Here is a 23,955-nt window from a genome sequence, read left to right as displayed (position 1 = left end):
CCTGCACTATTGGCGAAAGAATTTCTGCTAACCCTCTTGCGTCTGCGTGCCGCGTTAGCTAAATCCCCCATCACGGGTGATTAGCTCAGTTGGTAGAGCGCTTCGTTTACACCGAAGATGTCGGGAGTTCGAGTCTCTCATCACCCACCATTTTACCTAGTGCAAGCGTTTGATCCTGAAATTTTAGCGATCGCAAGTAGACGCCGTCATTTCCCTTTAGCGTTCTCTTTGGGTGCTGCGAACTTGCTGGAAAAATAATTCGATAGCTTAAAACGCTCTTTCCAAGTACCAGCGCCATAATCAACCCATATGTCAAAATATCGAGCAAGACACCTCCAGAGTGATGAGAAAGAAAATACTGCATAATGTCCTTCGCTGCACAACAACCGAAAATTAATAGAGAGAGCATCGAAACGTGGCGAAAGACCATGACTTGTGACCCGGTCGCCGTCAATCCAACTGTGGTTTTTTCGATCCCACTTATTGCACGTCACAGGGCGCGTGACTGGTCCCAAGTTTGTGAAAACCTGGGGCAAACAATTGAAACCTTGCGCAGACAAACCAACCCAAACTGGATGGCCGTTGTTTGCGGTCAGACACAACCAGATGGCATTGATTTTGACGATCAGGTAATTTTTCTGCGGTTTACAAAGCCAGCTCCAGGAATTGACAAGGGTGAGAAACGGCGCTCCATCACTGAGTTCTGCTCCCAAATTCTAAGTGGTGATGCATATTTATTCTGTCTAGATGCTGATGATCTGACACATCCAAAGCTTGTAGATTACATGGTCGAAACCCGCGACCCGTCAGGATACCTGATCGACAAGGGTTTTATGTACAATACCACTACCGGAGAGACTGCTCCTTTGCACCGCGCGGACAAGGACGCAATTCGAAAACAGGAAGGACCGTTTGGTTTTGCGCTTGTACCGCGGCGGCTGGACAACGTGTTTCGCAAGTTGACCGGTCGTGGATTTGCTAATTTCCCACCCAGGCTTTCAAAGCTGAAGTCTTTCGATTCCACTTGCGGGTCCTGCGTGGCGTGGAGGTGCCAATTCGGCCAGACAAAATTGGATGTGCCGGTTTTACCTGAATTAAGCCACAGGTTAATTGGCCTCTCCAACCGTAACGATTTAATGCAGCTAAACTACGTCCCCTTTCACGCCATGATGTACGTCATTGGGCATGGCGAAAACCTGCAGGAAGCAAAAGGTCGACTACGCTACAAAACCCGATACATCGACGAGTTCAAGATGACGCAGCGAGACACGCAACAAGCTCTAGCCGAGTTTGGCATCCGTGAAGAGCGCGGCGCCACTGGTAATCTCTGAATAGCAACTGATAACGACCAAAAGCGCAGGGCGTTATTCACATCGCTTCGGGTGGTTGATAGTTTGGAACTCGCAGCCTTCAACAAGAGTCCCCAGATTCCACCAATTGCATTGGTCTCGATTGACAACCTGACAGCGTTATTGAAATGCGTCTGACAATTTCTTTGGATTTTCCGTGTACCCCCCCCAATGCCTAATCGCACTGGTTCGGATACATCGTGTTTTATGGACAGCTTGTTCCGTAAGGTTACCGAAACAAGAAAGGGGCTGGTCAAGACCCCCTTATCCAGCCCCTAACACCACCTTACACTCTCAATCATTTGTGAGACGGTGGGTTTTTACCTGATAACCATAACGGAAACTTTGTTAATTGTATCGAAAAATTCGGCGGTAGTCTCCTTGCCCAGTGTGAGGAACTGCCGTTTTCAATTCAAATGGCGATCCCGGAAGGACTCGAACCCTCAACCTGCTGATTAGAAGTCAGCTGCTCTATCCAGTTGAGCTACGGGACCGCTGCGGCCTTCTTGCGGCTTTTATGAACCAGGTTCAAGGGCCAAGCGCATGAAGGCGCTGTTGAGGTCTTCTTTATAGCCAAATATCGGCCCGCAATAGGAATATCCTAACGCTTCATAAAGCTTTCGAGCGGCAGTGTATTCAGGCAAATGCGCCGCTCCGGTCTCAAGGACCAAAGCAGATATCCCTTCCGATCCGGCAAGATCAGCCAGATATTTCATCATCACTCGCGCCAACCCACGACCGCGAGCGTCTGCTATTATATGCACGGATTTCACTTCGGCGGTTCCGTCGGGTAGGGATTTCAGCGCACCGCAGCCAAGGGCTTTACCTGTTTCATAAAGCCCAAAGAATCGGACACCAGGCGCACTCAACGCGACAGCATCAAATGTATGGTTCGAGGTCTGAGGCGTTGCATCCCAGCTATGTGCAAGATGCGCCTCAATGATAGGGCGCATCTCGTCCGCACCCGGATCAGCCGGCCGGATCTCGATCACTTAATGGGTCCAAGGGCTACGGCGGTCGGTGGCGAAATTCTCGCCGTATCCCCGGGGACGAAGGTTTGGTTTACGCCCATGAGGTTCGCTAACTGTCGCGTCAATTCCGTTGTCCTTTGCGTAATCGAGCGCCGCTTCCTTGGTGTCGAATTTCAAACGCACCTGAGATTGCGTATCCGAGGAAGAAGTCCAACCCATAAGCGGGTCAACCTCGCGCGAAGATGCAGGTGCGTATTCCAGCACCCATTTCCGAGTTTTTGCCATGCCCGAAGTCATGGCGTTCCGAGAAGGTTGAAAAATTCGCGCGCGCATGCCGCCTCTCCATACTCACTGGCTGAGCACGTTTATGCGTCAGCGAGTTCGCAGGGACAAGATGACAAATGTCGCAACTTTATCTCGCAGTAGCAGCACCCAACCGGCGACCTAATGTCAAATTCTGTCATTAGAGATTGTTATGAACCGCATCACGCCAAGATGAAGAAACTAAGATGATCCACCTCGAAAGAAGTTTGGAAACCAGCGCCCGGCGCCAGGCGATCTGGGCCACTTTGAGCCGGTTCATGCATATCGACGAATTCGCGCCAAAGGTGAAGTCCGTGGATGCCTTGACTAATGATCCAGTCGGCGTTGGATTAAAACGTCATTGCCATTTCGAGGCTGAAACCTCTTTGGTACACGGAGTAACGGATTGGCGGCCTAACATAGGTTATCGCGTAAGACTTTCCGAAATGTCCGCAATACCCTTGACTGATGCACATCCTTCGATGCCCATCGAGCCAATTTCGGCAACACAGTCCAAGGTGATCTGAAGCATGGAATACAGCGTGAAGTCGGGACGGGAAATAGGCAATCGGTGTTGAAAATAAACATGGGTCGAACTCTGGAAGACAACTTGAATGACCTTTCAGTAAAGGTCCGGTCAGACCAGCTTTCGGACCTTCAGCTTGCATATGATTGAAAGTACAGTTTCAGAGCCGGATCAGGTCTTGCAGTTGGACAAAATAAGAACAAATGTAAGGGACTAACCCCGGAGCCTGCCAATGCCATATGCCCAATCCGACAAAACCCAGCTGACAGCCGAAGAGGTTCGTGCACGTTTAAAGCTTGAGGGCGGCAAACAGTTCGTCATGCACACCGAATTTGCACCTGCAGGGGATCAGCCAGGCGCGATAGAAGAGCTGGCTGGCGGCGTCACCAATGGGGAACGTGATCAGGTACTGTTGGGTGCGACGGGTACAGGTAAAACATTCACGATGGCAAAGGTGATCGAGGAAACACAGCGCCCAGCCATCATTTTGGCCCCGAACAAAACGCTTGCGGCGCAACTTTATGGAGAGTTCAAAGGCTTTTTCCCCGAAAACTCGGTCGAGTACTTTGTGTCCTACTATGATTACTACCAGCCCGAAGCCTATGTGCCGCGTAGCGACACCTACATTGAAAAGGAATCGCAGATCAATGAGCAGATCGATCGGATGCGCCATTCCGCCACTCGGGCACTGCTTGAGAGAGACGATGTAATCATCGTAGCATCGGTCAGTTGTATTTACGGTATTGGATCGGTCGAAACTTATGGGGCCATGACCCAGGATTTAAAGGTGGGAAAAGATTACGACCAGCGGCAGGTAATGGCCGATTTGGTCGCCCAGCAATATCGCCGTAATGATCAAGCGTTTCAGCGCGGCTCGTTCCGGGTGCGCGGGGATTCACTTGAGATATGGCCTGCTCACTTGGAAGACCGCGCGTGGAAACTGTCATTCTTTGGGGAAGAACTGGAACAGATCACTGAATTCGACCCACTAACAGGCGAAAAGACCGACACGATGGAGCACATTCGGGTTTATGCGAACTCACACTATGTGACACCAAAACCCACAATGCAGCAGGCGATTATCGGGATCAAAAAAGAACTGCGAATAAGGCTGGACCAACTAGTTGGTGAAGGCAAACTGCTGGAAGCCCAACGTCTGGAACAGCGCACCAACTTTGATTTGGAAATGCTCGAAGCCACCGGCGTTTGTAACGGGATCGAGAATTACTCACGCTACCTCACCGGCCGCGCACCGGGCGAACCGCCCCCTACCTTGTTCGAATTCATCCCCGACAACGCCATCGTATTCGCCGACGAATCCCACGTTTCGGTCCCTCAGATCGGCGGCATGTACCGGGGTGACTATCGGCGCAAGTTCACTCTGGCAGAACATGGATTTCGCCTGCCCTCATGCATGGACAACCGACCGCTGAAGTTCGAGGAATGGGACGCCATGCGCCCGCAATCCGTCTTCGTATCGGCCACCCCGGCCAAGTGGGAGATCGAGCAGACCGGTGGCGTCTTCACCGAACAGGTGATCCGCCCCACCGGCCTGCTGGATCCCGAGGTGGAAATCCGCCCCGTTTCGATGCAGGTGGACGACCTGCTGGATGAGGTGCGAAAAGTAGCTGCCAATGGCTATCGCACGTTGGTCACCACGCTGACCAAACGGATGGCCGAGGACCTGACCGAATACCTGCACGAGCAGGGCATCAGGGTTCGTTACATGCATTCCGACATCGATACACTGGAACGCATCGAAATCCTGCGCGACCTGCGGCTGGGGGCGTTCGACGTGCTGGTCGGTATCAACCTGCTGCGCGAGGGACTCGACATCCCCGAATGCGGGCTCGTCGCTATTCTGGACGCGGATAAAGAGGGCTTTTTGCGATCCGAAACCTCGCTAATCCAGACCATCGGCCGGGCCGCTCGGAACGCCGATGGCCGGGTGATCATGTATGCCGACAAGATCACCGGCAGCATGGAACGTGCGTTGAACGAAACCAACCGCCGCCGCGCTAAGCAAGTCGCCTATAACAAGGAACACGGCATCACGCCTGAGACGGTGAAGAAGAATGTCGAGGACGTTCTGGCCGGTCTCTACGAAGGCGACGTCGACATGAACCGCGTCACCGCCACCATCGACAAGCCGATGCACGGAGCCAACCTTGAGGCGCATCTGGAAGGGTTGCGCGAGCAGATGCGCAAAGCCGCCGAGAACCTGGAATTCGAAGAGGCCGCCAATATCCGGGATGAGATCAAACGTCTGGAAGCGGTCGATCTGGCCGTCGCCGACGACCCCATGGCGCGCCAATGGGCTGTCGAGAAAGCCTCGGAAGATGCCGTGAAATCGCGTGGGAGGTCAACGGCTGGACGGCCGGGGCAGAGGGGTGGGAATGTGAAGCGGAGGAAGCGGTGAGGGACGCTACGCCCGCTCTCCATTAAGCTGTGCGCCCAACACTCCAACCTCGGTAGCAATCGCTTGGTAGAACCTTTCAGTAGGCGCATCCACCGCCATCTTAAGCATTCGCTTTGACTCGTTGGCCCTACCAGCATTGGAAAAGACAGCGTCTGCTTCCAAATATCGCCTAAGTGCTTCTGCCACTTCTCTCCGCTCCTGAGAGTTAAAGTGACCATCTGCCGCAGCTTTTGAAAACAGCTCAAACAAGTCCTTATGCTTTGTCAATGTATTGATGACTTCAGCGCGAGCAGCTTGTTCTTTCTTCAAACTACGAATGCTGAACAGAACGGCGACCAACGCGCTACAAGCAGATACACCACCCAAAATCGGAACAAGATTTTCAACCACACTCATAGGATTTATTCTCCTTTTCCGAAATTGAACAATGGTTCAGATCTAGTTAAGTGCTTCCTGTAGCAACCAAAGGCCTGAACGCCACCATAGCCGAGCAAGCTAAGCCAAGCGTACCAAGCGTTACTAAACGAGGCAACAACCTGCATCGCGGTCGTATCGTTTACAAGTCTACCTAGCTCAATTCCATAAATAATCGCCAAACTTATGGAAACAATACCCCCTAAAACCAATAAAAGAGCACTGCTTTGGACGTAGCTAGCAGCAACTACGTACATCAATGTGGCTATCAAAAGGGAATTTTATGACAAAGACTTAGTAATCAAAAATTCCATGCCAAGTGGGAAAACAGGTAGTAAGCAACTTATGACAACGGCAGCCAAAAAGTTATCTATACCTCGCATATTAATCTCAAATCAAATCAACTCTTAAGAGAAAAAAGCAGAAAAGTAACACCTCTGCAAGTTCAACCTAAAACAAAAGAAAAAACCTAGCAAACACGGTTTACTAGTATTTTCACCGTGCTCCAATGTAAGCCACAGTGAAAAAGCTGAAATTTTCTTAATGTTTGTCCGAATGTAGACGGTTTAGCCAAAACCCATCTAACCCTAAGGTGAAGTGGGATATAAACTTTGAGCGTTCGCAACCTCGCGACACTTCAAACTTTCTGGCCAGCACTCCCTCCTGGACGTTTTAAATCACAAATTGGGATTTCATACACTCGCCGCAACAAACCGAAACACTCTTCCCGGCACACATTGCACCCAGAACACGCCTCTCGGGAAAACCAGACGGGACCGTCAATCAGGCACCGTGCACACCAACGGTCCATTCTAAATTGACTGACGCCGCCCTTGCCACTTTCGTTGCTGCGGCTAAGTAACATCAGATGCGTTTCGTCCTTTCTCTTTTGATCTTCGCCACTCCAGCCTCTGCGTGGGAGGCGACCGTTGGTCAGATATGCACCCTTTCGCATGAAACGGACTCAGCGGCGATTTTCTTGACTTACGATCCCGCTCAACCTCTTTACTCTCTTACAATCACCCGCACGACCGAAAATTGGGCGCAGGCGCCATGGTTCGCGATGCGGTTCGAAGGCCCAACCCCCATCGAAATCGCGACCTCGCGCCATGTTCTTTCCGAAAACGCCACAGCCCTTACCGTGACCGACAAAGGGTTCGGCAATGTACTGGACGGATTGGAATACAACCAGAGTGCATACGCTTTCACGCAAGATCAGATAATTGAATTTCCATTGGATGGAGCTGCTTCACAAGTTCGCAAATTCCGCGAATGTGCTGGGGCCCATTTGTCCTAACATTGGATAAATGAGACCGACAAAGAGCTTACTGTTTTAATTTGGGATAATTGTGTTGTGGCCCCTAACTTTGATCAGTGGTGGACCGCCCCAGCGAAATGTTCAAAAGACCCGGGCAAGCGAAGCCTGCCCGGTTCAATAACTTAACCTTTGTCCCAATGCGCAATAACATCGTACCCAACTGGTGAAGGCGGGCCTTCCAGAAACTCTGCGAATTGGCCCCAAAGTTGGGCTACCTTGGGTGCGTTCGCGTCCGAGGTCTCTTCGCTTTCCACAACGGAAATAACGTAACCCGAGCCGTCTTCGTTCATTACGTTTGTAAAACAATGCATGCCGGGCATGCCCATAATTTCAGACTTCAAATCGTTCATTTTGGCCGTTGCCGCCTCACGCGTACCGGGCTTCATCTTGAACTGAGTAATACGTGCAAACATGGTATTCCTCCCTCGTCTGGCAAAATTGCCGTATGGCGTGGCCGGAATGGCTCTGCCACGCTCAGTCTAGCACGAGGGCATTGAATCTCTAACTGATACCCAGCGGATCTTGGGCGCCACCGAGCGTAAGAGATTTCGCATCAGCACTTTTCACACTTCATGGTTGCAGCCCTGCGCAGGCTGCTTCACGTTTGAAATCACAAATTGTGATTCCAAACGGCAGCCATGACGAACTCGAAGAACCTGCCCCGCATACAAGAAGTCCAAAGAGCCATTCACAGAGTGCGCGGTGCGCGCGTGGTGTTGGCCGAGGATCTGGCGAAATTCTATGGGAAATCAGTGAGGGCATTCAATCAAGCCGTTTCACGCAATAAAGACTTGTTCGACGGTTACCGCTTTCAGTTGACTGATGCCGAGGTCGCCGATTTGCAGTCGCAGAATGTGATTTCAAAACCCAAGGGTCGCGGTGGACGGCGGGTCAACCCGTGGGTTTATACCGATTACGGCGTAGCTATTGCTTCGGCTTTGTTCAAAGACACACGCGCGATCAAGATTACACGGATGATTACCGAAGCCTTTGTCGACGGAGCCAATGCCCTGGCGGAGACTTCGCGCAGCGTGCCGGAAATTCTCCCGCCCGAGGATACCCCGGCCCCGCTGCTGCCTAATGGTGAACAACTGCGCGACCTGGCCGAAAACATCCTTGATTCCGGTCAGCAAAGCCTTGTCGACTATATCGCCAACCCCACTACCAAGCGCCAACAAGCCGTAGCAACGATCATGAAGACATTGGCCGAAACCGCCGGAGAAGAAGTCAAAACACAGCAGGAACGCCTAAGACTGCGCATTGCAGAGCGTCTGGCTGCCGGGAAATACAATGATGATGACGACAGAAAAAGACTGATCGAGTTGCTTCACGCAATGAAAGGATAGACCCGATCGGGCTTGATCCCGATCAATACATGCCCCGCCAGTTCCATTCATGATATTCACATGACAGACTCTAATCCAACTGGCTTGGATGCCTATAAACCCGCCCAAATCGCCGAACTGGTTGAAACGGCAGGGGTCGCCAAGGCGCATCTGACAATCGGCCAGACTCTAACGTTGGCTATCCTCGCCGGAGTATTCATCGGGTTCGGTGGTGCGGCTTATACCATAGTCATGACCGGTGCAGATCCAGGGTTTGGGCCTGCGCGGTTTCTGGGCGGCGTTGTATTCTCGTTGGGCTTAATTCTGGTTGTCGTGGGTGGTGCCGAGCTGTTCACCGGCAACGCCCTGATGACCATTGCCGCGGTGGATCGAAGGATTTCCACAATGGCACTGCTGCGAAATTGGGGCCTGGTCTACTTGGGCAACCTGATCGGCGCCATCGCGCTGGCGCAAGCATTCGCGTTGACCGGGTTACTGGATGGTCCGATGGCAGCAACAGCATCGGCGATTGCAAGCAGTAAACTTGATCTTACTGCATCTCAGGCGTTTACACGCGGAATTTTGTGCAACGCGCTCGTCTGTCTGGCCGTCTGGCTAAGTTTCGCGGCAAGGTCAGTGGTCGGTAAGGTCACGGCTATTCTCTGGCCGATTTCTTGCTTCGTTTTGTTAGGCCTCGAACACTCTGTCGCCAATATGTACTTGCTACCGCAGGGCGCTATGTCCGGTGCTGAAATCGGGTTTCGAGCGGCTTTTGGCAACTTATTTTGGGTAACCGTCGGTAACATTGTCGGCGGTGCAGGCGGTGTCGCACTGGCGTATCGCTTTGCCTATCTACGCAATTCATCAGAGTGAAAAATTATTGATACTAGACCTGTAACTCCGCGCGCATCTTCTTGGTCAACTTGGCCACAACCAAATCGTATGAAGTCACTATGTGATCGCGCAGCGAGCTATCGTTCATTCCGCAGGTTTCATAAACCTGTAACCATTTCATCCCCCGCGACGCCAGATAAGGGGCGGGCCGTATACCGGGCTCGTCTCTAAGCACCTCAAAGGCCAGGTCAGTTGCTTTGAAAGTGAACGCGTCCTTCCCATCATTCCAGCCGCAGATCGCGAATACCTTACCGCCAACTTTCCATACGTCCGCATTTCCCCATTGCACCACATGGTTAGTGGCTTGTAGGCCTGAACAGAAAGCGTTGAATTCTTCGCGGGTCATAGGGCTGATTGTGACTGTCGGACAACCTTGAGGCAAGCAAGTGTTTTTGTCTACTTCGACGATGACTGTCTTTAAGGCCGAACAAATTTCGCGTTGCCAACCATGCGTTGTTTGGGTGCCTCGGTGCGTGATGGCTCGGTGGATAACACTGGTTCCGCTTTGTTGAATTCGCAAGCAATTCCGTCGCCATCAGGATCGTTGCGCTTGTGATAGCCAGGCTCACCTTCGTTGAATGTATTGAAACCAATGGCCTGCACGGCATCGCACCCAGCCAATGCAACAAGATGAACCAGAGCGTTTTCGCGATCCCCATTATTTACCCGGATGTAGGTTCCGACGGCAATTATCCCTGTGGTCAACGGAAGCGCCAGTACCATCAAAAGGATTCTCATGGGCGACAAAGCCCGTCTGCGCTGTTGTTCGGCGCGTCTATGCCTTCGGGCTGAACGAGGATTCATTGGCTCGTCTTGTGTGTCTTCTAGTGTCATGGATTCTTGTTGAAACGAAGATGTGGCAACCCCGAGGCCCGCTGAAGGCCAAGGTAAGGAATTTACCCAGGCGCGTTGCGTTGAGATGGGTCTCGTTTGAAAGCTCCGGGGTGACTACCCAGATCGCGTTGCCGAGCCGAGGCTTCGGCCCACCAAACCAATTGGCCAAAAGCACGACCCAGATATCCGTCCCAATCTTTTGAAGAAACATCAACCTTGTAACTTCCATCGGGTTCAAAAATCTCGTGCGCCTTAGGAACATGGATCATTGCCGAAACCGGCAGGCACCCCAATTCGCTGAGATAGGTTCGCATATTCACAGCCGCCCGCGCCCCACCCCACTGGCCCGCAGAATAGGTGGCAATTACGCTTGGTTTGTATGAGAATAGTGAACTGCCGAAATGGTTGAGCAAGCCCGATAACGCAGGGGACATGGAATGGTTGTACTCGGGACTGACCATTACATAGCCATCGGCGGCATCAATCTTTTGCGAGAGCGACTCGAGATTTTGAGGCGCCCGCCCTTCCGCGAACGCGAAATGAGGTTTGAAGACGTGATCCGTCTGAACCTCTAAAGGGTCGATCAATGTTACATCATGATCGATCTTGCTAAGCCGCGAAACACAGGCTCTGGCCACGCGTTCACCCACCCTGGCGGGGCGCGGAGGGGTACTTTTCCGGGAAGATCCAAGGAAAACAAGAAAATTCAAAGCTGCACCCACCATGTTAATAATATAAACCAAGCACCGTGCGCAGGTTAGATGGATACTTCATGCAACGCTATTTGAAAGAGTCCATATGACAAATCCCGACCCCTTTCTGTCTCCCGATGACGAGGCACGCAGGATAGCACGGGACATACTGGCAACCGCTAGTTATGCCTCTCTCGCGGTGCTGCGGGTCGGAACGTTGCTACCGTCGATCTCAAGGATCGCTCTTGCCACAGACTTAGAAAAACGACCTATTTCGCTTGTCTCCACATTATCAGATCACACAAAGGCAATGCGGGCCAATCCGTCCTGCGCCCTTTTGATCGGCTCACCAGGCGATAAAGGTGATCCTTTAGTTCATCCTCGGTTGACCCTGCATTGCATTGCCACGCTGATCCCGAAAGATGTGCCTGAACACGACGGCCTCAGAAAGCATTATCTGACCTTGCGCCCTAAGGCACGACTGCATGTGGATTTCGCCGATTTTGGATTTGTCCGCTTTCAGGTGGAAGACGGCATGCTGAATGGCGGCTTTGGAAAAGCCTGGCGCCTGTCCTCTGATGATTTGCAAGCTTCCCAAATTATCTAACTACATGCACCGCACATTTTGCATGACGCACGACGTGCGTCGCTGTAGAGCCCAAAAGGAGATCCTGCATACCTGGTCGATGCGAAGCCAAAATAATAAGGTCGGGTTTATTGGTTTCTGCCCAATCCAGAATTGTTCGCCCTGAATGCCCCTCGATCACCACCCCGTGGGCGTTGGGTAATTTGGATGCAAGTGCGTCCAGTTCAGTTTGAATCGCCTTCCGCGCCTCGGTTATATATTCATTCGGCATGTATGAGATCGCGTAGTCGGGGATGTGTTCTACTACGTGCAACAGTGTTACCTGCGCATTGGGTGTGGCCAGTATTTGCGCCAGTTTCATGGGCCCGGAAATGTCACGTTCTGTGTCGAATGAAATTGGGACAAGGATGTTGTGATACATGGGTCGCGCCTCCGTGATTATATCAGCAAACTGGCACGAGATGGCCAGTAACACATTGATTCAAATCAGGATGGTCAGAATGTTTCTGCGACGTCGTACATGACAGGCTCAAAACTTTTGCAAAGCTCATTTATTTGGCGGTTTCGTTCACGCATTTCCGGCGTTCGCAGCATTGCCAGAAAATCTTCGCGCCGTTCCCATTGTGAGTAATTGGCGATCCTGGTTTGGGCATCATTCACATGCAGCCCAGCCGCGATGAATCCTTGCTGTTTAGAAATAAATTCCGAATACGCGTCCGTCAGCGCCTCTAAAAGGTCCTGGCAAGTTCCGGGCGTCATTTCGAAAGTGGTGATCACAGTCTGACTGGATGCGTTTTTTGAAATCTTGGGCATCTGGCTCCTCCTTTGATTGACCCAAGCCTAGCACAGCTTTTGAAATCGCCATCCGTTTCCTTCGGCTATCATCCTCTAAGCCAAATTTTCCAAAACAAACATATTGCTAACTAATCGTTAACCATGTCTTCGGATGTTCACCGAATGCGAGGGGCCTTCTTCACGACGTTACTGATAGTCATGCTTGGCACGCCGGTTTGGGGCGGTGCGTGGCTACGCGAAAAAGGTTCAGTTTTTTCAGCCGCCTCAGTAACCGGGTTCAAAGAGGCAGACAACATTTTCCATTATAAGACTTCGCTTTACGCGGAGTGGGGTGCATTCCCTAAACTGACAATTGGTTTGGACGCCGAAGAACACCAATATCTGTATGGCCACGCCCTCATCTTTGCTCGATTTCCAATCGCCGACTTCGGGAGCACCGGACGTCTGGCAGGTGAGATCGGGGTTGGTGTTCACCATCGCCAGTTTCAATCCTGGGCGCTGTACAAGACCACTTTGTCATATGGCAAAAACATAAAAACCAAATTTGGTAATGGTTGGGTTGCCGTTGATACGGCTCTGGAATTTCGGACGCACGAGGCCTTGATCCACAAGCTCGATTTCACAGCAGGCTTGTCCTCAAAAAGACGTTTAAATCCACTTTTCCAGATTGAGACATCGTACACGTCAAACCAACCAATTTTTTGGAGCGCTAGACCCTCGGTAATCTACCGCCCCAGAACTGGAAAAACCAAATGGATCATTGGGATCGAACGGAACTCTTACCAAGATAGCACAGGTTTCAAAATCTCTTTGTGGAATACGCGCTAAACAGCGTGCCGCCCCAGAGAAACGGGACGGCGCGCAGTTCGAGTGTCAGGTGTCGGCCCGTATTGTTATCGAAACCTCTCCGCTGAGAGACTCTGGCCAGCGCAACTTAATGTCGTTTTGATCGGAGCCTTGCTCAAGTTCAACGTAAGGCGCGGTGTATCGCGTGGTACCTAACTGTGTTCGTAGCGGTCCGATTGCTACCATGGCATCACATCCAAGGGCCCGGCCCCTGAATGGCAATTGACCGCCAGAACTTATCGTCCAAGAAGACGATCTGGAATTTTGGGTGTGCCGTAAACGAAGCGGGTTTTCACAGGGGGTCGAAACAGCATGAAAAGTGTTGTTAGAGAAATTGACGCCTGAATACTTGTCAGCGATCTGAATTGCTCAAACCCTTTATTTTTATGGCTCTGTGCTGCAGGCGTTGTTGATTTCATCAACGTTATTTCCACGGAGGGTGCAGTTATGGCATAAAAAGATAACGCAAACCCAAAAACCGATAACGCATTCGGTTTGCGTAACATGAGGGATAACGGAAATGGCCAACAAACCCGGCAGGCCCGCCGGAAGCGGACCAACACCGGGCAGTTTCAAGCCCGGTGACAATCGGGCGTCCAGTGCAGGTAAAAAGTCGAAGCGACCAAAAGAACGTGCTGAGATTGTCAAAAAGGAACAGGACGCTCTTGAGGCCGCAAAGTTGCAGGAGGCGCGACACGTCATTGAGGGCAGTATGTCCACTTTGGATCGCATCCGAGAACTTGAGGGTGAGTTTATCGAAGCCCTGCAGGAACTGCTGCAGGAGCGTGACAGCTCAGTTGTTCGATGGGTTGGGTCTCGGCTTGCTCCGGATGTTGTTGCTGGCGACGAAGAACTGCAGGCGGTTCTGAAAGCCAACAAAGAGGCAATGGAGGCCATCGCCGAAGAAAACGCCAAACTGCAGGAACGTCTCGCTCTGTATGAGCAGACCCCTGCCATTGCTCAGGTTGTTGCCAATGCCACGGCGAACAAAGGCACGTAGCGACCTGATTGAAGGTCTGAGGCGGCAAACCGCCATTATGCGGGCCATTGTTCACGAGAGCGCCAAACTTGACCCCTGCCAATGGGCAGAAAAGGCATTGGGGTTTCCTCTGGTCGAGTTCCAACGGAAAGTCATGCTGTCGAAGTCTGACAGGCTCTGCGTTCTGGCGGCTCGGCAATCGGGCAAGTCTCAGATATCTGCAGCCCTGTGTGCAAATCAGGCATCGACCCGGGCGAATTACCGGATAAACATCATTGCCCCAACGTTTCGTCAGGGTCTTTTGCTGGCAGAAAAGATTGAGCACTGCTTTCAAAGTCACGATGTTGGATACAAGCGCATCCGGGAGCAAATGACTTTGGAGAATGGAAGCCGGATAAACATTTATCCCGGTGACAGACCCGAGAGTGTCAGGGGCGGCACTTGCGACTTGCTCTGCGTGGATGAGGCTGGATTTATCAAAGACTCTCTGGTCGCCGCTGTTGTTCCCCAGATCGCTGCGACCCGGGGCCGGATGGTGTTGATCAGTACACCCAACGGGCCGCGAGGGTTCCTCTTTGACAGTTACAACGCGCCAGAGTTCGAAACGATGAAAGTGAGTGCATATGACATTGAGCACTTTGATCAGGACCTCATCGCCGAGTTGAAAGCCCGGTTGGGTCCAGCGTTGAGCAGGCAGGAAATTGAGAGTGACTTTGTTGCCAGTGGTGCATCGGTCTTTGACAGCTCCGTTTTGGATAACCTGTTCAGCCCGTCTGATGCCGTTGACGTATTTGACAGTGACGAGACCCCCATCCGTGACAGCTCTTTGATGGAAAGATTCAAGACTGATGCAAGATCACCTTTGCAGGAGATAATCCAGAAATGACACGCCGAACCAATTACACACGGGCAAACTCCCGCCGGAATGGGTGCAGCGGAAAGATATATTCCATTGCAGGAGGCAGACCAAATGATCCGCTGGTCTGCGTTGCCTCCGATGCCCGGTGGTATTCAGCAGATTCCGATGAATGGACAATGACCGCTCAAGCCATTTATCCGACTCGAGCGTGGTTTGCTGCCGATGGTTTTGACGCCCTGAAAGATTGGATTGCATCGGATACCGCTGCCACGATCTCAGGGCGAAATTCAAAGCTCATGCCGCCAACCGTCATTTGCGTTGACCAAAGCCAAAGCCCTCATGCAGTCGATATCATGCGGGACATGGAAAGCGACTTTGCACAGGTTGTTCCTGTCAGGATCGGAGCAGGCGAGGACAATCCCCTTTACCGTTCAGAACAGGCAAGGTCTGGGGCAAAGAAAATTGGTGCATCGTGGTTGCCCAGTTGGTTCAACGATAAAATTGCCAGAACAAAGCCGGATGAGAAAATGTTTGGTTATCCCTTCGCGGCAGATCAAATCGTTATGGATTTTACCAATTACGTTGATGAGGCGGCACCCGGCCTGACAATGGCCGAAATGCGCGAAGCAATGGCTTCTGCAGAGACTTTGATCAAGAAAGCAAGCACGGCATCAGGTGAGGAAGTTTTGGACCTCTCCGCGCCTGAAACTGTTGCCTGTGCTGTCATGCTCGGACCTTTGGCAATGGAGCTGATGAGCCCAACAACAACCTTTGACATTCGCAGCCCGTGGGGATGGGGTGACAGAGATTATTCCGGCTTGAGAATGGCGCTGGGATCGTGACCAGACCTGCCATCGTTGGAGGGCTTGATATTGGCGGATATGCCGACCATTCGGCCTTGAGTGTATTGTCCCGGCAGGATGGCATTGACGGTGATCTCTGGCGGATTGAGGCAGTGCATAAATTGCCTTTGATCCGATCCGCGAAAGAACAGGTTGAAATATTGCAGCCTCTGGTCGGTCAACTTGATGCGCTTGCGTATGACTGTGGTGGCGTTGGTCAGAACTTCATTGAACATATGGACACGGCAAATCTGCAGTATCTCGTGCCCGTGGTAATCGTTGGCGGCAGCTCGGAGCCGCACATTCACAAGGGCCGGGTTGTGGTGTCAAAACGCCGCTTGATTGGCTCGCTTCAATCAATGTTGGCAATGCGAGAACTGGACATTGCCGACAATGCACCCGGCAGGGATGAGCTGCGCAACGAAATGGTCAATTTTATCCGTGTGCCATCAGGCAGGCATACAAAGATGGAGGCAAAGCAGGGCGCACATGATGACTGCCTGCTGAGCCTGTCCATTGCGACTTTACTTTGCAGGAGGGTCTGAGCAGTGCCACATGATATCAAACGCAGTCACAGGGGCGGCATTACATCTGACATGAACAGATATCAGTTGTTTTGGCAGAGTATCCTGCACACCGTTGTAATGGACGCGCTCGGCCATTGTACAACCGCCGCACCATATGAACGGGCAGACATTGTTCACATTGCCAGAGCGTATCTCTGTTTCAGCAATGACCTGTTCACGGTTGCCGATCTCGCCAATTGTGTTGATGGAGAAACCATCCGGAAATGGGCGATGGAACAGAGAAAGAACGGCTGGCAGGATGCCGTTGCTCATCCCGAGGATTTCATAAAGGCAGCTTGATCTGTGGGAGGCTGGGAGGTTTTTTGCGATTTTATCGCGAGGGGGAATGGAGACCTCTGGTTGTATCTTGCTGGTTATTTACTCAACCAGAAGAATCCCGGTATATAAAAGAGTGAGAAAAGACCTCCCAGCCTCCCATTGCATTGATATTTATGAACAAATGACCAAACCCAGCCTCCCACAAGCCTCCCAAAGACCTCCCAAAGCCTCCCGGAACGCCCCATAATCGTCATTATGGTAAATGTCGGAGGCGTTATTGTACCCCCTGAGGGGTGCAACAAGGTTGAAACTGTTCTGATCAATCCCCATACTCTTTACTGTACCCCCTGAGGGGTGCATTTCGTCCAATCGTCCAAACACACATGAGGAAAACATGAATACCCCAAACCACCGATACAGTCGGCAGATGCGTCTGCTGCTGCTTGAGCTGTTCAAGTATGCCGAAAGCGACGTTGCGCTTGCTGCTCGTGATCTTGCCGACATTTATGCCGGGAATGAATACGACGAAGAATATTCACAGGATCGGAAAGAGATCACGCGAAAGACAAAGCGAGCCCTGCGCACATTGGAGCAGCGCGGCGATATTGAGCTGTCATACGATTTTCCGGTTATGACGCCGCCAAAGCCTGACATGTCGCGAAAGGTTCTTGTTGCTCGCCTGACGCCTCAGGGCAAAGAGACTGCCGCGCCATTCGCTCGGGAGTGGACAGCCCATCTTGAAGCGATCAGGGCCGAGAGGTCGGCTCGTGCCACATCGGTTTCGCCCAAAGGCGCATCATTGCCTTCTGAGCTGTTCGAAGTTCTGCAGGAAAAGTTGAAGGGCTCCACGCCTGCGCAAAAGGCTGAGATCATCGGCCCAATGATTGAATTGACCGCTCAGTTGCTTGAGGAAGTTGGGCAGGATTGTGAGAACATCAATCACGCCATTTATTGGCTTCGTTATGAGATGCAGTGCCGGGAGGATGACGCTGCAGGCCGGGAACGCGCTGAATTTCTGATTGGGGATTGATAAATGATATTTCTGATCTGTGTCATCGCAATGATTGTCTGCATTGTTCGTGGAAATTGGGGTTGGCTCATCTTTTGGCTCATTCTCGCGATCATCTTTTATGACTGATGTACCCCTCAGGGGGTGCATTACCCAGACATTCACCCGTTGAAAAAGGGGGTGTTGTCAACGGCAAAACCGTGACCATATGGAAAGGGTCGGCTCCGGCCACTGCATGAGGAAAAGTGAGTAATGCCCAAAGACCCGGTTGAGTTATTTTCTGCAGCGGATATCGCCTGCGTCGCGGATATGTTGTTCCCCGGTCAGCCACCACGCGCTGCCCGTAAAGCAACGCGCTTGATTTTGAGCTTGCAGGAATTGTTGAAGCTCGAAGAATTCGAAAAGCCAACTCCGTTTCAATTGCAGCTCGCAGAGAAATTGACGGCGTTGGGTTCTGGCGTCGAAGAATGGAAAGCCGAAGAACGCAAAAGGCAGAAGGGTCGCCGTGGAATGCGTGAAGGTCGCCCAACTCCATCTGCAGGTCTCGTGGAAGGTTCAAAGGCGTGGGAATGGGCAAAGAAGCGCGAAACTGATTGCGGCATCCTCACATGCCCGGTTTGCTCTGCCACCTTTGACCGCCGCCGCCCAAATCAGAAGTATTGCAGCGATGGTTGCCGCAACCGTGCCCATTACGCCGCAAAGGACGCTGAAACGAAAAGCACCCCCTGAGGGGTGCAATTACTGGTCTGTGTGGTTGAGCTCGCTGTCCAGATACCCGGTTTGCATTGCTCAGCTCAACGAGAGAGCTTGTCTTTGTGCCGTAATGTACCCCTCAAGGGATACTGTCGCCGCTCGTGCCCCTCTCTTTCATCTCAAGCAAAAGTTTGGCTGCTTGCTCAAGAATTTCCCCTCTGTGAAAATCACACATGGCGTTGAATTTGGGCGTTGAGATTATCATCAACTGATTGGTCACAGGGTCTTTCGTAATGCCGAGCGAAACCGTGTCCTCCATTGGTTGCAGGCATTTTCTCATCTTTGGGCCTGCGGATTGTTCAACCGCCGCCCGTGCGTTCTCAATGATTTCTCGCGCCTGTTTATTCATGACGCTCCCTTTCGCTGGAATCTTCGGATTCGGAGTTTTCAGTTTCCTCAAGGCCGAATGGGTCATCATTCTGAGTGCTGGCTTTGGGCAGTTTGTTCAGCCCTCTGCCCGTTGCTGCAACCTTGCGGTCAATGGCGCGTTGGATGTGTCTGGGTAATTTCCTCATGAGTGCTTGCGCTCCATCCATTCTGCATACTGCTCGTCAATCTCCTGAGCTCTCAGTTCTGCTTTGATCATGCGCCCGAGTTCTGCGTCCTCCATCATCATGATCCGCGCCTCGCTGTTGCGGATTTGGGCATCAAGTCGCTCGCTCAGCTCTTTGATCTGTTTCATTGTTGGTTGTTTCATGTCGATATTACCTCCTGTGCTCGACTTTCATTGGGAATCTCATTGCCAAAGAGCGCCCAACCGGGCCGCACCCGGCGTGCAAACATTTCCAGTTTGGGAACTGCAGGCCAAATCTGATCAATCCGATCCTGCAGAAATTCAGGTTTTTCACTGTGCCTGCCCTGCCACGGGCCGATGATGGAAGTTTCAAACGGAGCTGGCTTTGGGCAAGGGAACTTTCCACGCTTCATCAGCAGGCAAATCTCGTGCTGATTGCGTACCCAGAACCCGGTTCCGATCCGTTCCTTTGTCCAAACGAGCTGAGACACGTATTTGAAGCCCCACGCGCTGAACACACGCAGGGAACGCTCCATCATTGGGGCAGTTGTCCATCCGAACAGCAAAGCGTTCTCAGCGGCGCTCTCAGCGACAGGCAGGGCCATCAGCTCGGCATCTGTCATGCAGGGATAATGGCGTCTGGCATTCCTGCCGGGTTTGGCATCGGAATTGGACGCAAAGCGCCACGGCGGATCGCTCACAATAATTTCAAACGGGCCTGAGGGCAGTTTTGGTGAGTCAAACATAAACAGGTCACTCTTTATTGTACCCCTTGAGGGGTGCATTACCGTTTGGGCCGGAAAAACAAGCTCCGACCCAAACGCTCTTTTTGCTCAGAACGGAATCTCGGAGCCCGTTATTTCGCCATCATCCGGCAACCAATCGGCATCAGGGTCCGGCGTCCACGCCTCATCAATGTATGGAGTCCAGTATCCATCGCCCAAAGCATCAAGCGACCAGTAAACCGGATGCACGAGCACCCCTCCCGACCATCGGAATGCGTGGGAATAACTGGAACGCAGCACGGCCTCATCCTCATCTGTGCAGGCCAGTTTTGCAGCGTCCAGAGCATCGGCAGCGGCCAAAGCCTCCGACAGCGTTATCTGCAGCATTTTTGGATCACGCCACGCAGGGCGGTCTGCAATGGTGCAAATCGCCTCCCAACCCTCCGCAGTCACAACCAACGGATGTTGATGCTGGCCATTCATCGGCATGAATGCAGGTCGAATGGTAAAGTTCGGCAGTGGCGTTATTTTCCGTTCGGTTTTCATTGCAAGTTCTCCTGTTGATTACGCTTCGGCTTCAAAAGGCACTTCGTCTGACCAGTCAGTGACGGGCGCATACGCCTTTTTCAAAGTTTTGAGATATTCGCGGCCTTTGGCTGTCAGCGTGAACGGCCCGCTTTCCCATTCGCCGACTTCGATGAGTTGCCACTTGAGCATGTGGTAAAAACAGTTTTGCACTTCGTATGCGCTGAGCTCGCCGTGCTCCCACGGCCAACCGTTCTTTTCGATCCCCTGCAGGGTTGCTTTCAAAAAGTGATCGAACATTACGCCAGATTTTGACATATCGTCATATTCCTCTTGCATGTGTTATGAGGGGGTATCCCCTCAGGGATGGTCATCGTTGGCACGGTTGGCTTTGTGGTTTTCTCCAACCGTGCCGCGTTGTCAGATTTCGTACTCAGCCCTCCGTTTGTATTTTGTTGGGAGGTTGAGCCTGATCTTTACCCGTTTGGGCGATCCGGCCCTGATGTGAGCGGCCTGCAGGTACGCAAGCTCTTTCTGTCCATCGGCAAGCAACGTCACATTCATACGAAGGGCGATTGCGTCATGAACTTTCGCCTCCGCTTCTGTTCGTGTGTTGAGTTCATCAATTGCGCTCATTTTTCCTCTCATCTCTGTTTGCGTGAGTCATTCGTTGACGGGTTCAAAAGGTCGATTCGATTATTCCCGTTGTTTTGTTGGGAATTGCTGGCAGCAGATCGCTGATTGCGTATCAGCCAATCTCTGCGGGAGTGGATGACTTCCAGCTCTCTCCCGCTCCATTGAGGGCGGTATCCAAAGGTCGGCGCATTCCTGAGGGCGTCGAGCTCGTCCAAATCCGCGATGGTACGCAGCTTGTGAACAAGGCGACGAAGGGGCGGCAGGTGTTTGTAACATTCTCTGTCCTTTTGTTCCCCCAGTTCGTCGTTCAAAAGTGTGTCGAGTAAATCCACTGCCCCTGCCCTCATTTCAGTTTCGCGTTGATGAAATGGGCCTTCACGCTGTCAGGGCCGCGTTTCAGGGCAGGCTCATGATTGGACAGCCGGAATGAGAAACTGTTCTTTGCAGGCATTCCCACCGACAGACCTTCGTCAGCCCACCAATCTCTGAAAGCGTTGTATGCGTCCTCAACAGTCAGCTTCGAATTGGCTTGAACAACCAAATGCCGCCGTGCCCACGCGCGAACCCGGTCTGAGTCATCAAGCCAATCGTTCTTTGCGATCTTCGCGGTTTCCGGTTCTGTCAAAGCACCAGCTTTGAGCAGGCCCAACCCGGCATCAATGACCAGTGCCAGAAAAAGGTCGAGATCATTATCAACGATCTTTTGCAGCAGATTGCGATCTGCCAGCGCGTCATAATCACCAATGGCAACTTTGTCGGCTGTGTCGGCATAACGATTGTCAAAAGGAATGATCAGAACCCGGCGCTCAAGCCCGGTATCAACGCCGCCTGCAAAGGTTGGAACTTTGTTTGTTATGAACAGGTGCTGCGCGGTTGGGCGAAAATAAAAGGCGTCTTTGTTCTTTGGCTCGGCGTTGCAAATGTTTCCGGTCACAACTCGTTTGAAAACGTCGCCGCCCAATGCCTTCGATGACACTTCCTCTGCATAATTGAGGGCAGCTCCACGCAAGGCAGGCATCCCGAAACGCTCGCCCATAACGCTCGGCGGGACAGATGAAACCGATTTGGGATCAATCAGGGCGCAAAGAAGTTCGCCAACGGTGGATTTACCACTGCCACCTTGCCCGACAAAGATTGCAGCCTTCGGATGACTCAACCGGGTTCCGTGCCCGAGAATGGCACATGCAGCAACCTCAAGAATGGCGCGGATACGATCCCGAACATCTTTGCCTGCTGTTTCCTGCGTGAAATTCAGGTGCGGCTGTTCGCGTTGGATTCGCTCAAGAGTTTTTGCAGATGAGAACAGACCCCTCAGAAACCTGTTCAAGTCGCTTGCCTTCAAGCGATGATCAAAGTCTGCAGGTCTCTCCTGATGCCAATCTGCGTTGACGTAATGCCGTGCTCTCTGGTTTCGGGCATGAGGTTCTGCTGTCGCGGTCCATTCTCCACCGGGCAAGGGGCGCACAGACACGAAACAATTGCGACATGAGACACCCGTTGGGCTGCTTGTAAAAAAGTCCTCATCGGATCGCTTCGTGTACAGTAATTCAATGACAGATTTCACTTTGCCGCTGGTCAGGGAATACCGGGCATCTTTGCCGCTCGCTGTTGGGTAAATGGCTCCGTCAAAGCGTTGTACGTGACGCTTGAGGCGGTTTTCGTCCAGTGCCTCCCAGATGCGCCCATTGAATGCCCACGCCGCACCCTCGGCAAAGGCAATGTTGCCGTGTAAATCTTCGAGCTGTTCAAGTACCCGGTCTGAAACTTCAACATCTGATCCGATGGTCAGTTGCTCAACGCCACTGTGTTTGCGAGCGGCACGAATTCTGTCACCATCATCGACCAGACCCAAAACGCGCTCGGCGTTCATTTCCATCAAAACATCATTCAGATCCGCTTTGGCTCCGAAGGATGCAGGCGGCGCAATAACGTATGCTTTTATGTTCCGGTTGTTCTTTGCCTGCTCTCTCGCGAGCTGGCGCGTTCTGACGATCTGATCAACGTCTGAAATAAACTCCACCCGGCCCGTGGCATTCTCGCAGGCACTGGTGCGGATAATGCCGACGCACACGCGAACTTCTGCAGGCCCTGCTGCAATTCTGCTCAGCCCGGTCTCAATGCCCTCTGCAATCGCCACACACGCCGCTGCAGGATGCCTGAGAGTGACAAAACCATCTTTCAGGCTCCCGCATGACAGTTTGATCTTGTTGCCTTTGGCGTCGCGCTTTGGCGATCCATCGGAGTTCAGGAGAGTTCCCGCCATTCCGGTAATTTTGCCGCTGGAATCTCTGACAACTGCAACCATCGCAGGAGAGACTTTCCCACCGGGCTTTGTGCGGAAATCCGGCATAAATCCGAGATTGGGGAAATCCAGCTCCATATCTGTCAGGCCGCGATGTTGACGGAGATATGTTTCAACAGGCGTTCCGGTTATCGGTTCCAGCCGTTGCAACTCGCTCTCAATCCAGCGGCTCTTTGCCGCAACTTCGGCCTGCTGCTGTTTCTCCCGCTCGGCTTTTTCTTCTGCCAGCTTTGCGGCGGCAGCTTCCTGCTCTGGCGTTGGTTTCGACCCATTTACCCGGGCGGCACCATTGACGCGCTTTTCCAGAATCTGCTCGCCTGTGATCTGCTCGACAGCTTTGACAGCGTTGACGAAACCCGTTTTGTCGCCTGTGTTTACGCCCCTGATTTCGGCAACAACATCTGTCAGTGTAATTCCGTTGGGCCTGCAGGAGCAGAAACACCGCTCAGCCTCAGGATCATATCGAAACGATGGGTTGTTATCGTCATGCCCGGGCAAGGGGCATACCGCATGTTTATTTGGGTACGTGGGCAGGGCTCCGATATCACCCAATATTTTGTCAGAGTGTCGCCGCTCGGCTGCTCTCAATTTGTCTGTCAGGTTTGACATGCTGTCCTCATGCGGTTGGCTGATCTGCTGTCAGCGATTGCCAACCGTGTAACTTGTTATAATTGCTGAATATTCCGAGCGATCG

At 52.2% G+C, this 23,955-nt stretch carries 33 protein-coding genes and 2 tRNA genes; 16 read left to right on the top strand and 19 right to left on the bottom strand.

Going from position 1 to position 23,955, the window contains the following annotated elements:
- Positions 1-74 precede the first annotated feature (74 nt).
- Both GOV45_RS05550 and GOV45_RS05545 read left to right on the top strand, forming a co-directional pair.
- Positions 75-150, top strand: a tRNA-Val gene (locus GOV45_RS05550).
- 278 nt (positions 151-428) lie between these two features.
- Entirely contained in the window at positions 429-1,331 is a 903-nt protein-coding gene (locus GOV45_RS05545) for a hypothetical protein (RefSeq protein ID WP_170475254.1), read from the top strand.
- Positions 1,332-1,766: 435 nt separating this feature from the next.
- Here GOV45_RS05545 and GOV45_RS05540 read toward each other — a convergent pair.
- From GOV45_RS05540 to GOV45_RS05530, 3 genes are all read right to left on the bottom strand, one after another.
- A tRNA-Arg gene (locus tag GOV45_RS05540) sits at positions 1,767-1,843 on the bottom strand.
- Positions 1,844-1,864: 21 nt separating this feature from the next.
- Positions 1,865-2,341 (bottom strand): GNAT family N-acetyltransferase, encoded by a 477-nt coding sequence (locus tag GOV45_RS05535; protein WP_170475252.1) that lies wholly within the window; start codon positions 2,339-2,341, stop codon positions 1,865-1,867.
- Positions 2,342-2,653 carry an ETC complex I subunit gene (locus GOV45_RS05530; protein ID WP_170475249.1) on the bottom strand — a complete coding sequence of 104 codons (312 nt, stop codon included), beginning with the start codon at positions 2,651-2,653 and terminating at the stop codon, positions 2,342-2,344.
- Positions 2,654-2,829: 176 nt separating this feature from the next.
- Here GOV45_RS05530 and GOV45_RS05525 point away from each other — a divergent pair, with 176 nt between their 5' ends.
- A complete protein-coding gene (locus GOV45_RS05525; protein WP_170475248.1) occupies positions 2,830-3,150 on the top strand; it encodes a hypothetical protein in 321 nt (106 codons plus the stop codon).
- Positions 3,151-3,381: 231 nt separating this feature from the next.
- Positions 3,382-5,568, top strand: a complete 2,187-nt coding sequence (gene uvrB / locus GOV45_RS05520; protein WP_170475246.1) for an excinuclease ABC subunit UvrB — start codon at positions 3,382-3,384, stop codon at positions 5,566-5,568.
- A 6-nt stretch (positions 5,569-5,574) separates the two neighbouring features.
- On the opposite strand, the gene GOV45_RS05515 is transcribed toward uvrB, so the two are convergent.
- Positions 5,575-5,964, bottom strand: a complete 390-nt coding sequence (locus GOV45_RS05515) for a hypothetical protein (protein WP_170475244.1) — start codon at positions 5,962-5,964, stop codon at positions 5,575-5,577.
- Positions 5,965-6,850: 886 nt separating this feature from the next.
- On the opposite strand from GOV45_RS05515, the gene GOV45_RS05510 reads away from it, so the two are divergent.
- A complete protein-coding gene (locus tag GOV45_RS05510) occupies positions 6,851-7,279 on the top strand; it encodes a hypothetical protein (RefSeq protein ID WP_170475241.1) in 429 nt (142 codons plus the stop codon).
- Between the two features lie 143 nt (positions 7,280-7,422).
- Here GOV45_RS05510 and GOV45_RS05505 read toward each other — a convergent pair whose 3' ends face one another.
- Entirely contained in the window at positions 7,423-7,713 is a 291-nt protein-coding gene (locus GOV45_RS05505) for an antibiotic biosynthesis monooxygenase family protein (RefSeq protein WP_170475239.1), read from the bottom strand.
- 225 nt (positions 7,714-7,938) lie between these two features.
- On the opposite strand from GOV45_RS05505, the gene GOV45_RS05500 reads away from it, so the two are divergent.
- Together GOV45_RS05500 and GOV45_RS05495 are read left to right on the top strand one after the other, a co-directional pair.
- Positions 7,939-8,646: an ORF6N domain-containing protein gene (locus GOV45_RS05500; RefSeq protein ID WP_170475237.1), complete on the top strand. Its 708-nt coding sequence runs from the start codon at positions 7,939-7,941 to the stop codon at positions 8,644-8,646.
- Positions 8,647-8,706: 60 nt separating this feature from the next.
- Positions 8,707-9,498: a formate/nitrite transporter family protein gene (locus GOV45_RS05495; RefSeq protein WP_170475236.1), complete on the top strand. Its 792-nt coding sequence runs from the start codon at positions 8,707-8,709 to the stop codon at positions 9,496-9,498.
- A gap of 13 nt (positions 9,499-9,511) precedes the next feature.
- On the opposite strand, the gene GOV45_RS05490 is transcribed toward GOV45_RS05495, so the two are convergent.
- The 3 genes from GOV45_RS05490 to GOV45_RS05480 all read right to left on the bottom strand — a co-directional run bounded on the left by GOV45_RS05490 (position 9,512) and on the right by GOV45_RS05480 (position 11,096).
- Positions 9,512-9,865, bottom strand: a complete 354-nt coding sequence (locus GOV45_RS05490) for an MmcQ/YjbR family DNA-binding protein (protein WP_170475234.1) — start codon at positions 9,863-9,865, stop codon at positions 9,512-9,514.
- Between the two features lie 71 nt (positions 9,866-9,936).
- On the bottom strand, positions 9,937-10,353 hold the full coding sequence (locus GOV45_RS05485) for an excalibur calcium-binding domain-containing protein (RefSeq protein ID WP_170475232.1): 417 nt from the start codon (positions 10,351-10,353) through the stop codon (positions 9,937-9,939).
- Positions 10,354-10,415: 62 nt separating this feature from the next.
- Positions 10,416-11,096 (bottom strand): NADPH-dependent FMN reductase, encoded by a 681-nt coding sequence (locus tag GOV45_RS05480; protein ID WP_217362439.1) that lies wholly within the window; start codon positions 11,094-11,096, stop codon positions 10,416-10,418.
- A gap of 55 nt (positions 11,097-11,151) precedes the next feature.
- On the opposite strand from GOV45_RS05480, the gene GOV45_RS05475 reads away from it, so the two are divergent.
- Positions 11,152-11,652, top strand: coding sequence for a pyridoxamine 5-phosphate oxidase (locus GOV45_RS05475; RefSeq protein WP_170475231.1), 501 nt, complete (start codon positions 11,152-11,154; stop codon positions 11,650-11,652).
- On the opposite strand, the gene GOV45_RS05470 is transcribed toward GOV45_RS05475, so the two are convergent.
- A complete protein-coding gene (locus GOV45_RS05470) occupies positions 11,645-12,052 on the bottom strand; it encodes a universal stress protein (protein ID WP_170475229.1) in 408 nt (135 codons plus the stop codon). The genes GOV45_RS05475 and GOV45_RS05470 overlap by 8 nt on opposite strands.
- A 74-nt stretch (positions 12,053-12,126) precedes the next feature.
- On the bottom strand, positions 12,127-12,444 hold the full coding sequence (locus tag GOV45_RS05465) for an antibiotic biosynthesis monooxygenase family protein (RefSeq protein ID WP_170475227.1): 318 nt from the start codon (positions 12,442-12,444) through the stop codon (positions 12,127-12,129).
- Positions 12,445-12,567: 123 nt separating this feature from the next.
- On the opposite strand from GOV45_RS05465, the gene GOV45_RS05460 reads away from it, so the two are divergent.
- Entirely contained in the window at positions 12,568-13,254 is a 687-nt protein-coding gene (locus tag GOV45_RS05460; RefSeq protein ID WP_254447902.1) for a hypothetical protein, read from the top strand.
- A 45-nt stretch (positions 13,255-13,299) separates the two neighbouring features.
- Here GOV45_RS05460 and GOV45_RS05455 read toward each other — a convergent pair whose 3' ends face one another.
- Positions 13,300-13,458, bottom strand: coding sequence for a hypothetical protein (locus GOV45_RS05455; RefSeq protein ID WP_170475225.1), 159 nt, complete (start codon positions 13,456-13,458; stop codon positions 13,300-13,302).
- 334 nt (positions 13,459-13,792) lie between these two features.
- Here GOV45_RS05455 and GOV45_RS05450 point away from each other — a divergent pair, with 334 nt between their 5' ends.
- The 7 genes from GOV45_RS05450 to GOV45_RS05420 all read left to right on the top strand — a co-directional run bounded on the left by GOV45_RS05450 (position 13,793) and on the right by GOV45_RS05420 (position 18,535).
- On the top strand, positions 13,793-14,272 hold the full coding sequence (locus tag GOV45_RS05450; RefSeq protein WP_170475223.1) for a hypothetical protein: 480 nt from the start codon (positions 13,793-13,795) through the stop codon (positions 14,270-14,272).
- Positions 14,247-15,137, top strand: a complete 891-nt coding sequence (locus tag GOV45_RS05445; RefSeq protein ID WP_170475221.1) for a terminase large subunit domain-containing protein — start codon at positions 14,247-14,249, stop codon at positions 15,135-15,137. Before GOV45_RS05450 ends, GOV45_RS05445 begins: the two co-directional genes overlap by 26 nt.
- A complete protein-coding gene (locus GOV45_RS05440) occupies positions 15,134-15,952 on the top strand; it encodes a hypothetical protein (RefSeq protein WP_170475219.1) in 819 nt (272 codons plus the stop codon). Before GOV45_RS05445 ends, GOV45_RS05440 begins: the two co-directional genes overlap by 4 nt.
- Complete coding sequence (locus GOV45_RS05435; protein ID WP_170475218.1) at positions 15,949-16,497, top strand: hypothetical protein; 549 nt, start codon at positions 15,949-15,951, stop codon at positions 16,495-16,497. Before GOV45_RS05440 ends, GOV45_RS05435 begins: the two co-directional genes overlap by 4 nt.
- A 3-nt stretch (positions 16,498-16,500) precedes the next feature.
- On the top strand, positions 16,501-16,818 hold the full coding sequence (locus GOV45_RS05430; protein WP_170475216.1) for a hypothetical protein: 318 nt from the start codon (positions 16,501-16,503) through the stop codon (positions 16,816-16,818).
- Positions 16,819-17,191: 373 nt separating this feature from the next.
- Complete coding sequence (locus GOV45_RS05425) at positions 17,192-17,827, top strand: hypothetical protein (RefSeq protein ID WP_170475215.1); 636 nt, start codon at positions 17,192-17,194, stop codon at positions 17,825-17,827.
- A gap of 231 nt (positions 17,828-18,058) precedes the next feature.
- Positions 18,059-18,535: a hypothetical protein gene (locus tag GOV45_RS05420; protein WP_170472545.1), complete on the top strand. Its 477-nt coding sequence runs from the start codon at positions 18,059-18,061 to the stop codon at positions 18,533-18,535.
- Between the two features lie 103 nt (positions 18,536-18,638).
- Here GOV45_RS05420 and GOV45_RS05415 read toward each other — a convergent pair whose 3' ends face one another.
- From GOV45_RS05415 to GOV45_RS05380, 8 genes are all read right to left on the bottom strand, one after another.
- Positions 18,639-18,908 carry a hypothetical protein gene (locus GOV45_RS05415; protein ID WP_170475213.1) on the bottom strand — a complete coding sequence of 90 codons (270 nt, stop codon included), beginning with the start codon at positions 18,906-18,908 and terminating at the stop codon, positions 18,639-18,641.
- The gene (locus GOV45_RS05410; RefSeq protein WP_170475211.1) at positions 18,901-19,074 is read right to left on the bottom strand and encodes a hypothetical protein; all 174 of its coding nucleotides are present in this window, start codon (positions 19,072-19,074) and stop codon (positions 18,901-18,903) included. The genes GOV45_RS05415 and GOV45_RS05410 overlap by 8 nt, the downstream gene beginning before the upstream one ends.
- Positions 19,071-19,256 (bottom strand): hypothetical protein, encoded by a 186-nt coding sequence (locus tag GOV45_RS05405; RefSeq protein WP_170475209.1) that lies wholly within the window; start codon positions 19,254-19,256, stop codon positions 19,071-19,073. Before GOV45_RS05405 ends, GOV45_RS05410 begins: the two co-directional genes overlap by 4 nt.
- Positions 19,253-19,819 carry an MT-A70 family methyltransferase gene (locus tag GOV45_RS05400; RefSeq protein WP_170475207.1) on the bottom strand — a complete coding sequence of 189 codons (567 nt, stop codon included), beginning with the start codon at positions 19,817-19,819 and terminating at the stop codon, positions 19,253-19,255. The genes GOV45_RS05405 and GOV45_RS05400 overlap by 4 nt, the downstream gene beginning before the upstream one ends.
- A gap of 87 nt (positions 19,820-19,906) precedes the next feature.
- Positions 19,907-20,344 (bottom strand): hypothetical protein, encoded by a 438-nt coding sequence (locus GOV45_RS05395; protein WP_170475205.1) that lies wholly within the window; start codon positions 20,342-20,344, stop codon positions 19,907-19,909.
- An 18-nt stretch (positions 20,345-20,362) separates the two neighbouring features.
- Positions 20,363-20,662 carry a hypothetical protein gene (locus GOV45_RS05390; RefSeq protein ID WP_170475203.1) on the bottom strand — a complete coding sequence of 100 codons (300 nt, stop codon included), beginning with the start codon at positions 20,660-20,662 and terminating at the stop codon, positions 20,363-20,365.
- 81 nt (positions 20,663-20,743) lie between these two features.
- Complete coding sequence (locus tag GOV45_RS05385) at positions 20,744-20,959, bottom strand: hypothetical protein (RefSeq protein WP_170475202.1); 216 nt, start codon at positions 20,957-20,959, stop codon at positions 20,744-20,746.
- 343 nt (positions 20,960-21,302) lie between these two features.
- Positions 21,303-23,870, bottom strand: coding sequence for a DNA primase family protein (locus GOV45_RS05380; protein WP_170475200.1), 2,568 nt, complete (start codon positions 23,868-23,870; stop codon positions 21,303-21,305).
- Positions 23,871-23,955 lie beyond the last annotated feature (85 nt).

It is taken from the genome of Ruegeria arenilitoris (genome assembly GCF_013035425.1).
Lineage (GTDB): Bacteria > Pseudomonadota > Alphaproteobacteria > Rhodobacterales > Rhodobacteraceae > Ruegeria > Ruegeria arenilitoris_A.
The sequence above is the reverse complement of the archived record's forward strand: the minus strand, read 5'-3'. Positions and strand labels throughout refer to the sequence as shown.

Excerpts from the sequence above, each read along its gene's own strand:
- GOV45_RS05545 (WP_170475254.1), top strand. The coding sequence starts at position 429 with ATGACTTGTGACCCGGTCGCCGTCAATCCAACTGTGGTTTTTTCGATC.
- GOV45_RS05530 (WP_170475249.1), bottom strand. The coding sequence starts at position 2,653 with ATGCGCGCGCGAATTTTTCAACCTTCTCGGAACGCCATGACTTCGGGC.
- GOV45_RS05525 (WP_170475248.1), top strand. The coding sequence starts at position 2,830 with ATGATCCACCTCGAAAGAAGTTTGGAAACCAGCGCCCGGCGCCAGGCG.
- uvrB (WP_170475246.1), top strand. The coding sequence starts at position 3,382 with ATGCCATATGCCCAATCCGACAAAACCCAGCTGACAGCCGAAGAGGTT.
- GOV45_RS05515 (WP_170475244.1), bottom strand. The coding sequence starts at position 5,964 with ATGAGTGTGGTTGAAAATCTTGTTCCGATTTTGGGTGGTGTATCTGCT.
- GOV45_RS05510 (WP_170475241.1), top strand. The coding sequence starts at position 6,851 with ATGCGTTTCGTCCTTTCTCTTTTGATCTTCGCCACTCCAGCCTCTGCG.
- GOV45_RS05505 (WP_170475239.1), bottom strand. The coding sequence starts at position 7,713 with ATGTTTGCACGTATTACTCAGTTCAAGATGAAGCCCGGTACGCGTGAG.
- GOV45_RS05500 (WP_170475237.1), top strand. The coding sequence starts at position 7,939 with ATGACGAACTCGAAGAACCTGCCCCGCATACAAGAAGTCCAAAGAGCC.
- GOV45_RS05495 (WP_170475236.1), top strand. The coding sequence starts at position 8,707 with ATGACAGACTCTAATCCAACTGGCTTGGATGCCTATAAACCCGCCCAA.
- GOV45_RS05490 (WP_170475234.1), bottom strand. The coding sequence starts at position 9,865 with ATGACCCGCGAAGAATTCAACGCTTTCTGTTCAGGCCTACAAGCCACT.
- GOV45_RS05485 (WP_170475232.1), bottom strand. The coding sequence starts at position 10,353 with ATGACACTAGAAGACACACAAGACGAGCCAATGAATCCTCGTTCAGCC.
- GOV45_RS05475 (WP_170475231.1), top strand. The coding sequence starts at position 11,152 with ATGACAAATCCCGACCCCTTTCTGTCTCCCGATGACGAGGCACGCAGG.
- GOV45_RS05470 (WP_170475229.1), bottom strand. The coding sequence starts at position 12,052 with ATGTATCACAACATCCTTGTCCCAATTTCATTCGACACAGAACGTGAC.
- GOV45_RS05465 (WP_170475227.1), bottom strand. The coding sequence starts at position 12,444 with ATGCCCAAGATTTCAAAAAACGCATCCAGTCAGACTGTGATCACCACT.
- GOV45_RS05460 (WP_254447902.1), top strand. The coding sequence starts at position 12,568 with ATGTCTTCGGATGTTCACCGAATGCGAGGGGCCTTCTTCACGACGTTA.
- GOV45_RS05455 (WP_170475225.1), bottom strand. The coding sequence starts at position 13,458 with ATGGTAGCAATCGGACCGCTACGAACACAGTTAGGTACCACGCGATAC.
- GOV45_RS05450 (WP_170475223.1), top strand. The coding sequence starts at position 13,793 with ATGGCCAACAAACCCGGCAGGCCCGCCGGAAGCGGACCAACACCGGGC.
- GOV45_RS05445 (WP_170475221.1), top strand. The coding sequence starts at position 14,247 with ATGCCACGGCGAACAAAGGCACGTAGCGACCTGATTGAAGGTCTGAGG.
- GOV45_RS05440 (WP_170475219.1), top strand. The coding sequence starts at position 15,134 with ATGACACGCCGAACCAATTACACACGGGCAAACTCCCGCCGGAATGGG.
- GOV45_RS05425 (WP_170475215.1), top strand. The coding sequence starts at position 17,192 with ATGAATACCCCAAACCACCGATACAGTCGGCAGATGCGTCTGCTGCTG.
- GOV45_RS05420 (WP_170472545.1), top strand. The coding sequence starts at position 18,059 with ATGCCCAAAGACCCGGTTGAGTTATTTTCTGCAGCGGATATCGCCTGC.
- GOV45_RS05415 (WP_170475213.1), bottom strand. The coding sequence starts at position 18,908 with ATGAATAAACAGGCGCGAGAAATCATTGAGAACGCACGGGCGGCGGTT.
- GOV45_RS05410 (WP_170475211.1), bottom strand. The coding sequence starts at position 19,074 with ATGAGGAAATTACCCAGACACATCCAACGCGCCATTGACCGCAAGGTT.
- GOV45_RS05405 (WP_170475209.1), bottom strand. The coding sequence starts at position 19,256 with ATGAAACAACCAACAATGAAACAGATCAAAGAGCTGAGCGAGCGACTT.
- GOV45_RS05400 (WP_170475207.1), bottom strand. The coding sequence starts at position 19,819 with ATGTTTGACTCACCAAAACTGCCCTCAGGCCCGTTTGAAATTATTGTG.
- GOV45_RS05395 (WP_170475205.1), bottom strand. The coding sequence starts at position 20,344 with ATGAAAACCGAACGGAAAATAACGCCACTGCCGAACTTTACCATTCGA.
- GOV45_RS05390 (WP_170475203.1), bottom strand. The coding sequence starts at position 20,662 with ATGCAAGAGGAATATGACGATATGTCAAAATCTGGCGTAATGTTCGAT.
- GOV45_RS05385 (WP_170475202.1), bottom strand. The coding sequence starts at position 20,959 with ATGAGCGCAATTGATGAACTCAACACACGAACAGAAGCGGAGGCGAAA.
- GOV45_RS05380 (WP_170475200.1), bottom strand. The coding sequence starts at position 23,870 with ATGTCAAACCTGACAGACAAATTGAGAGCAGCCGAGCGGCGACACTCT.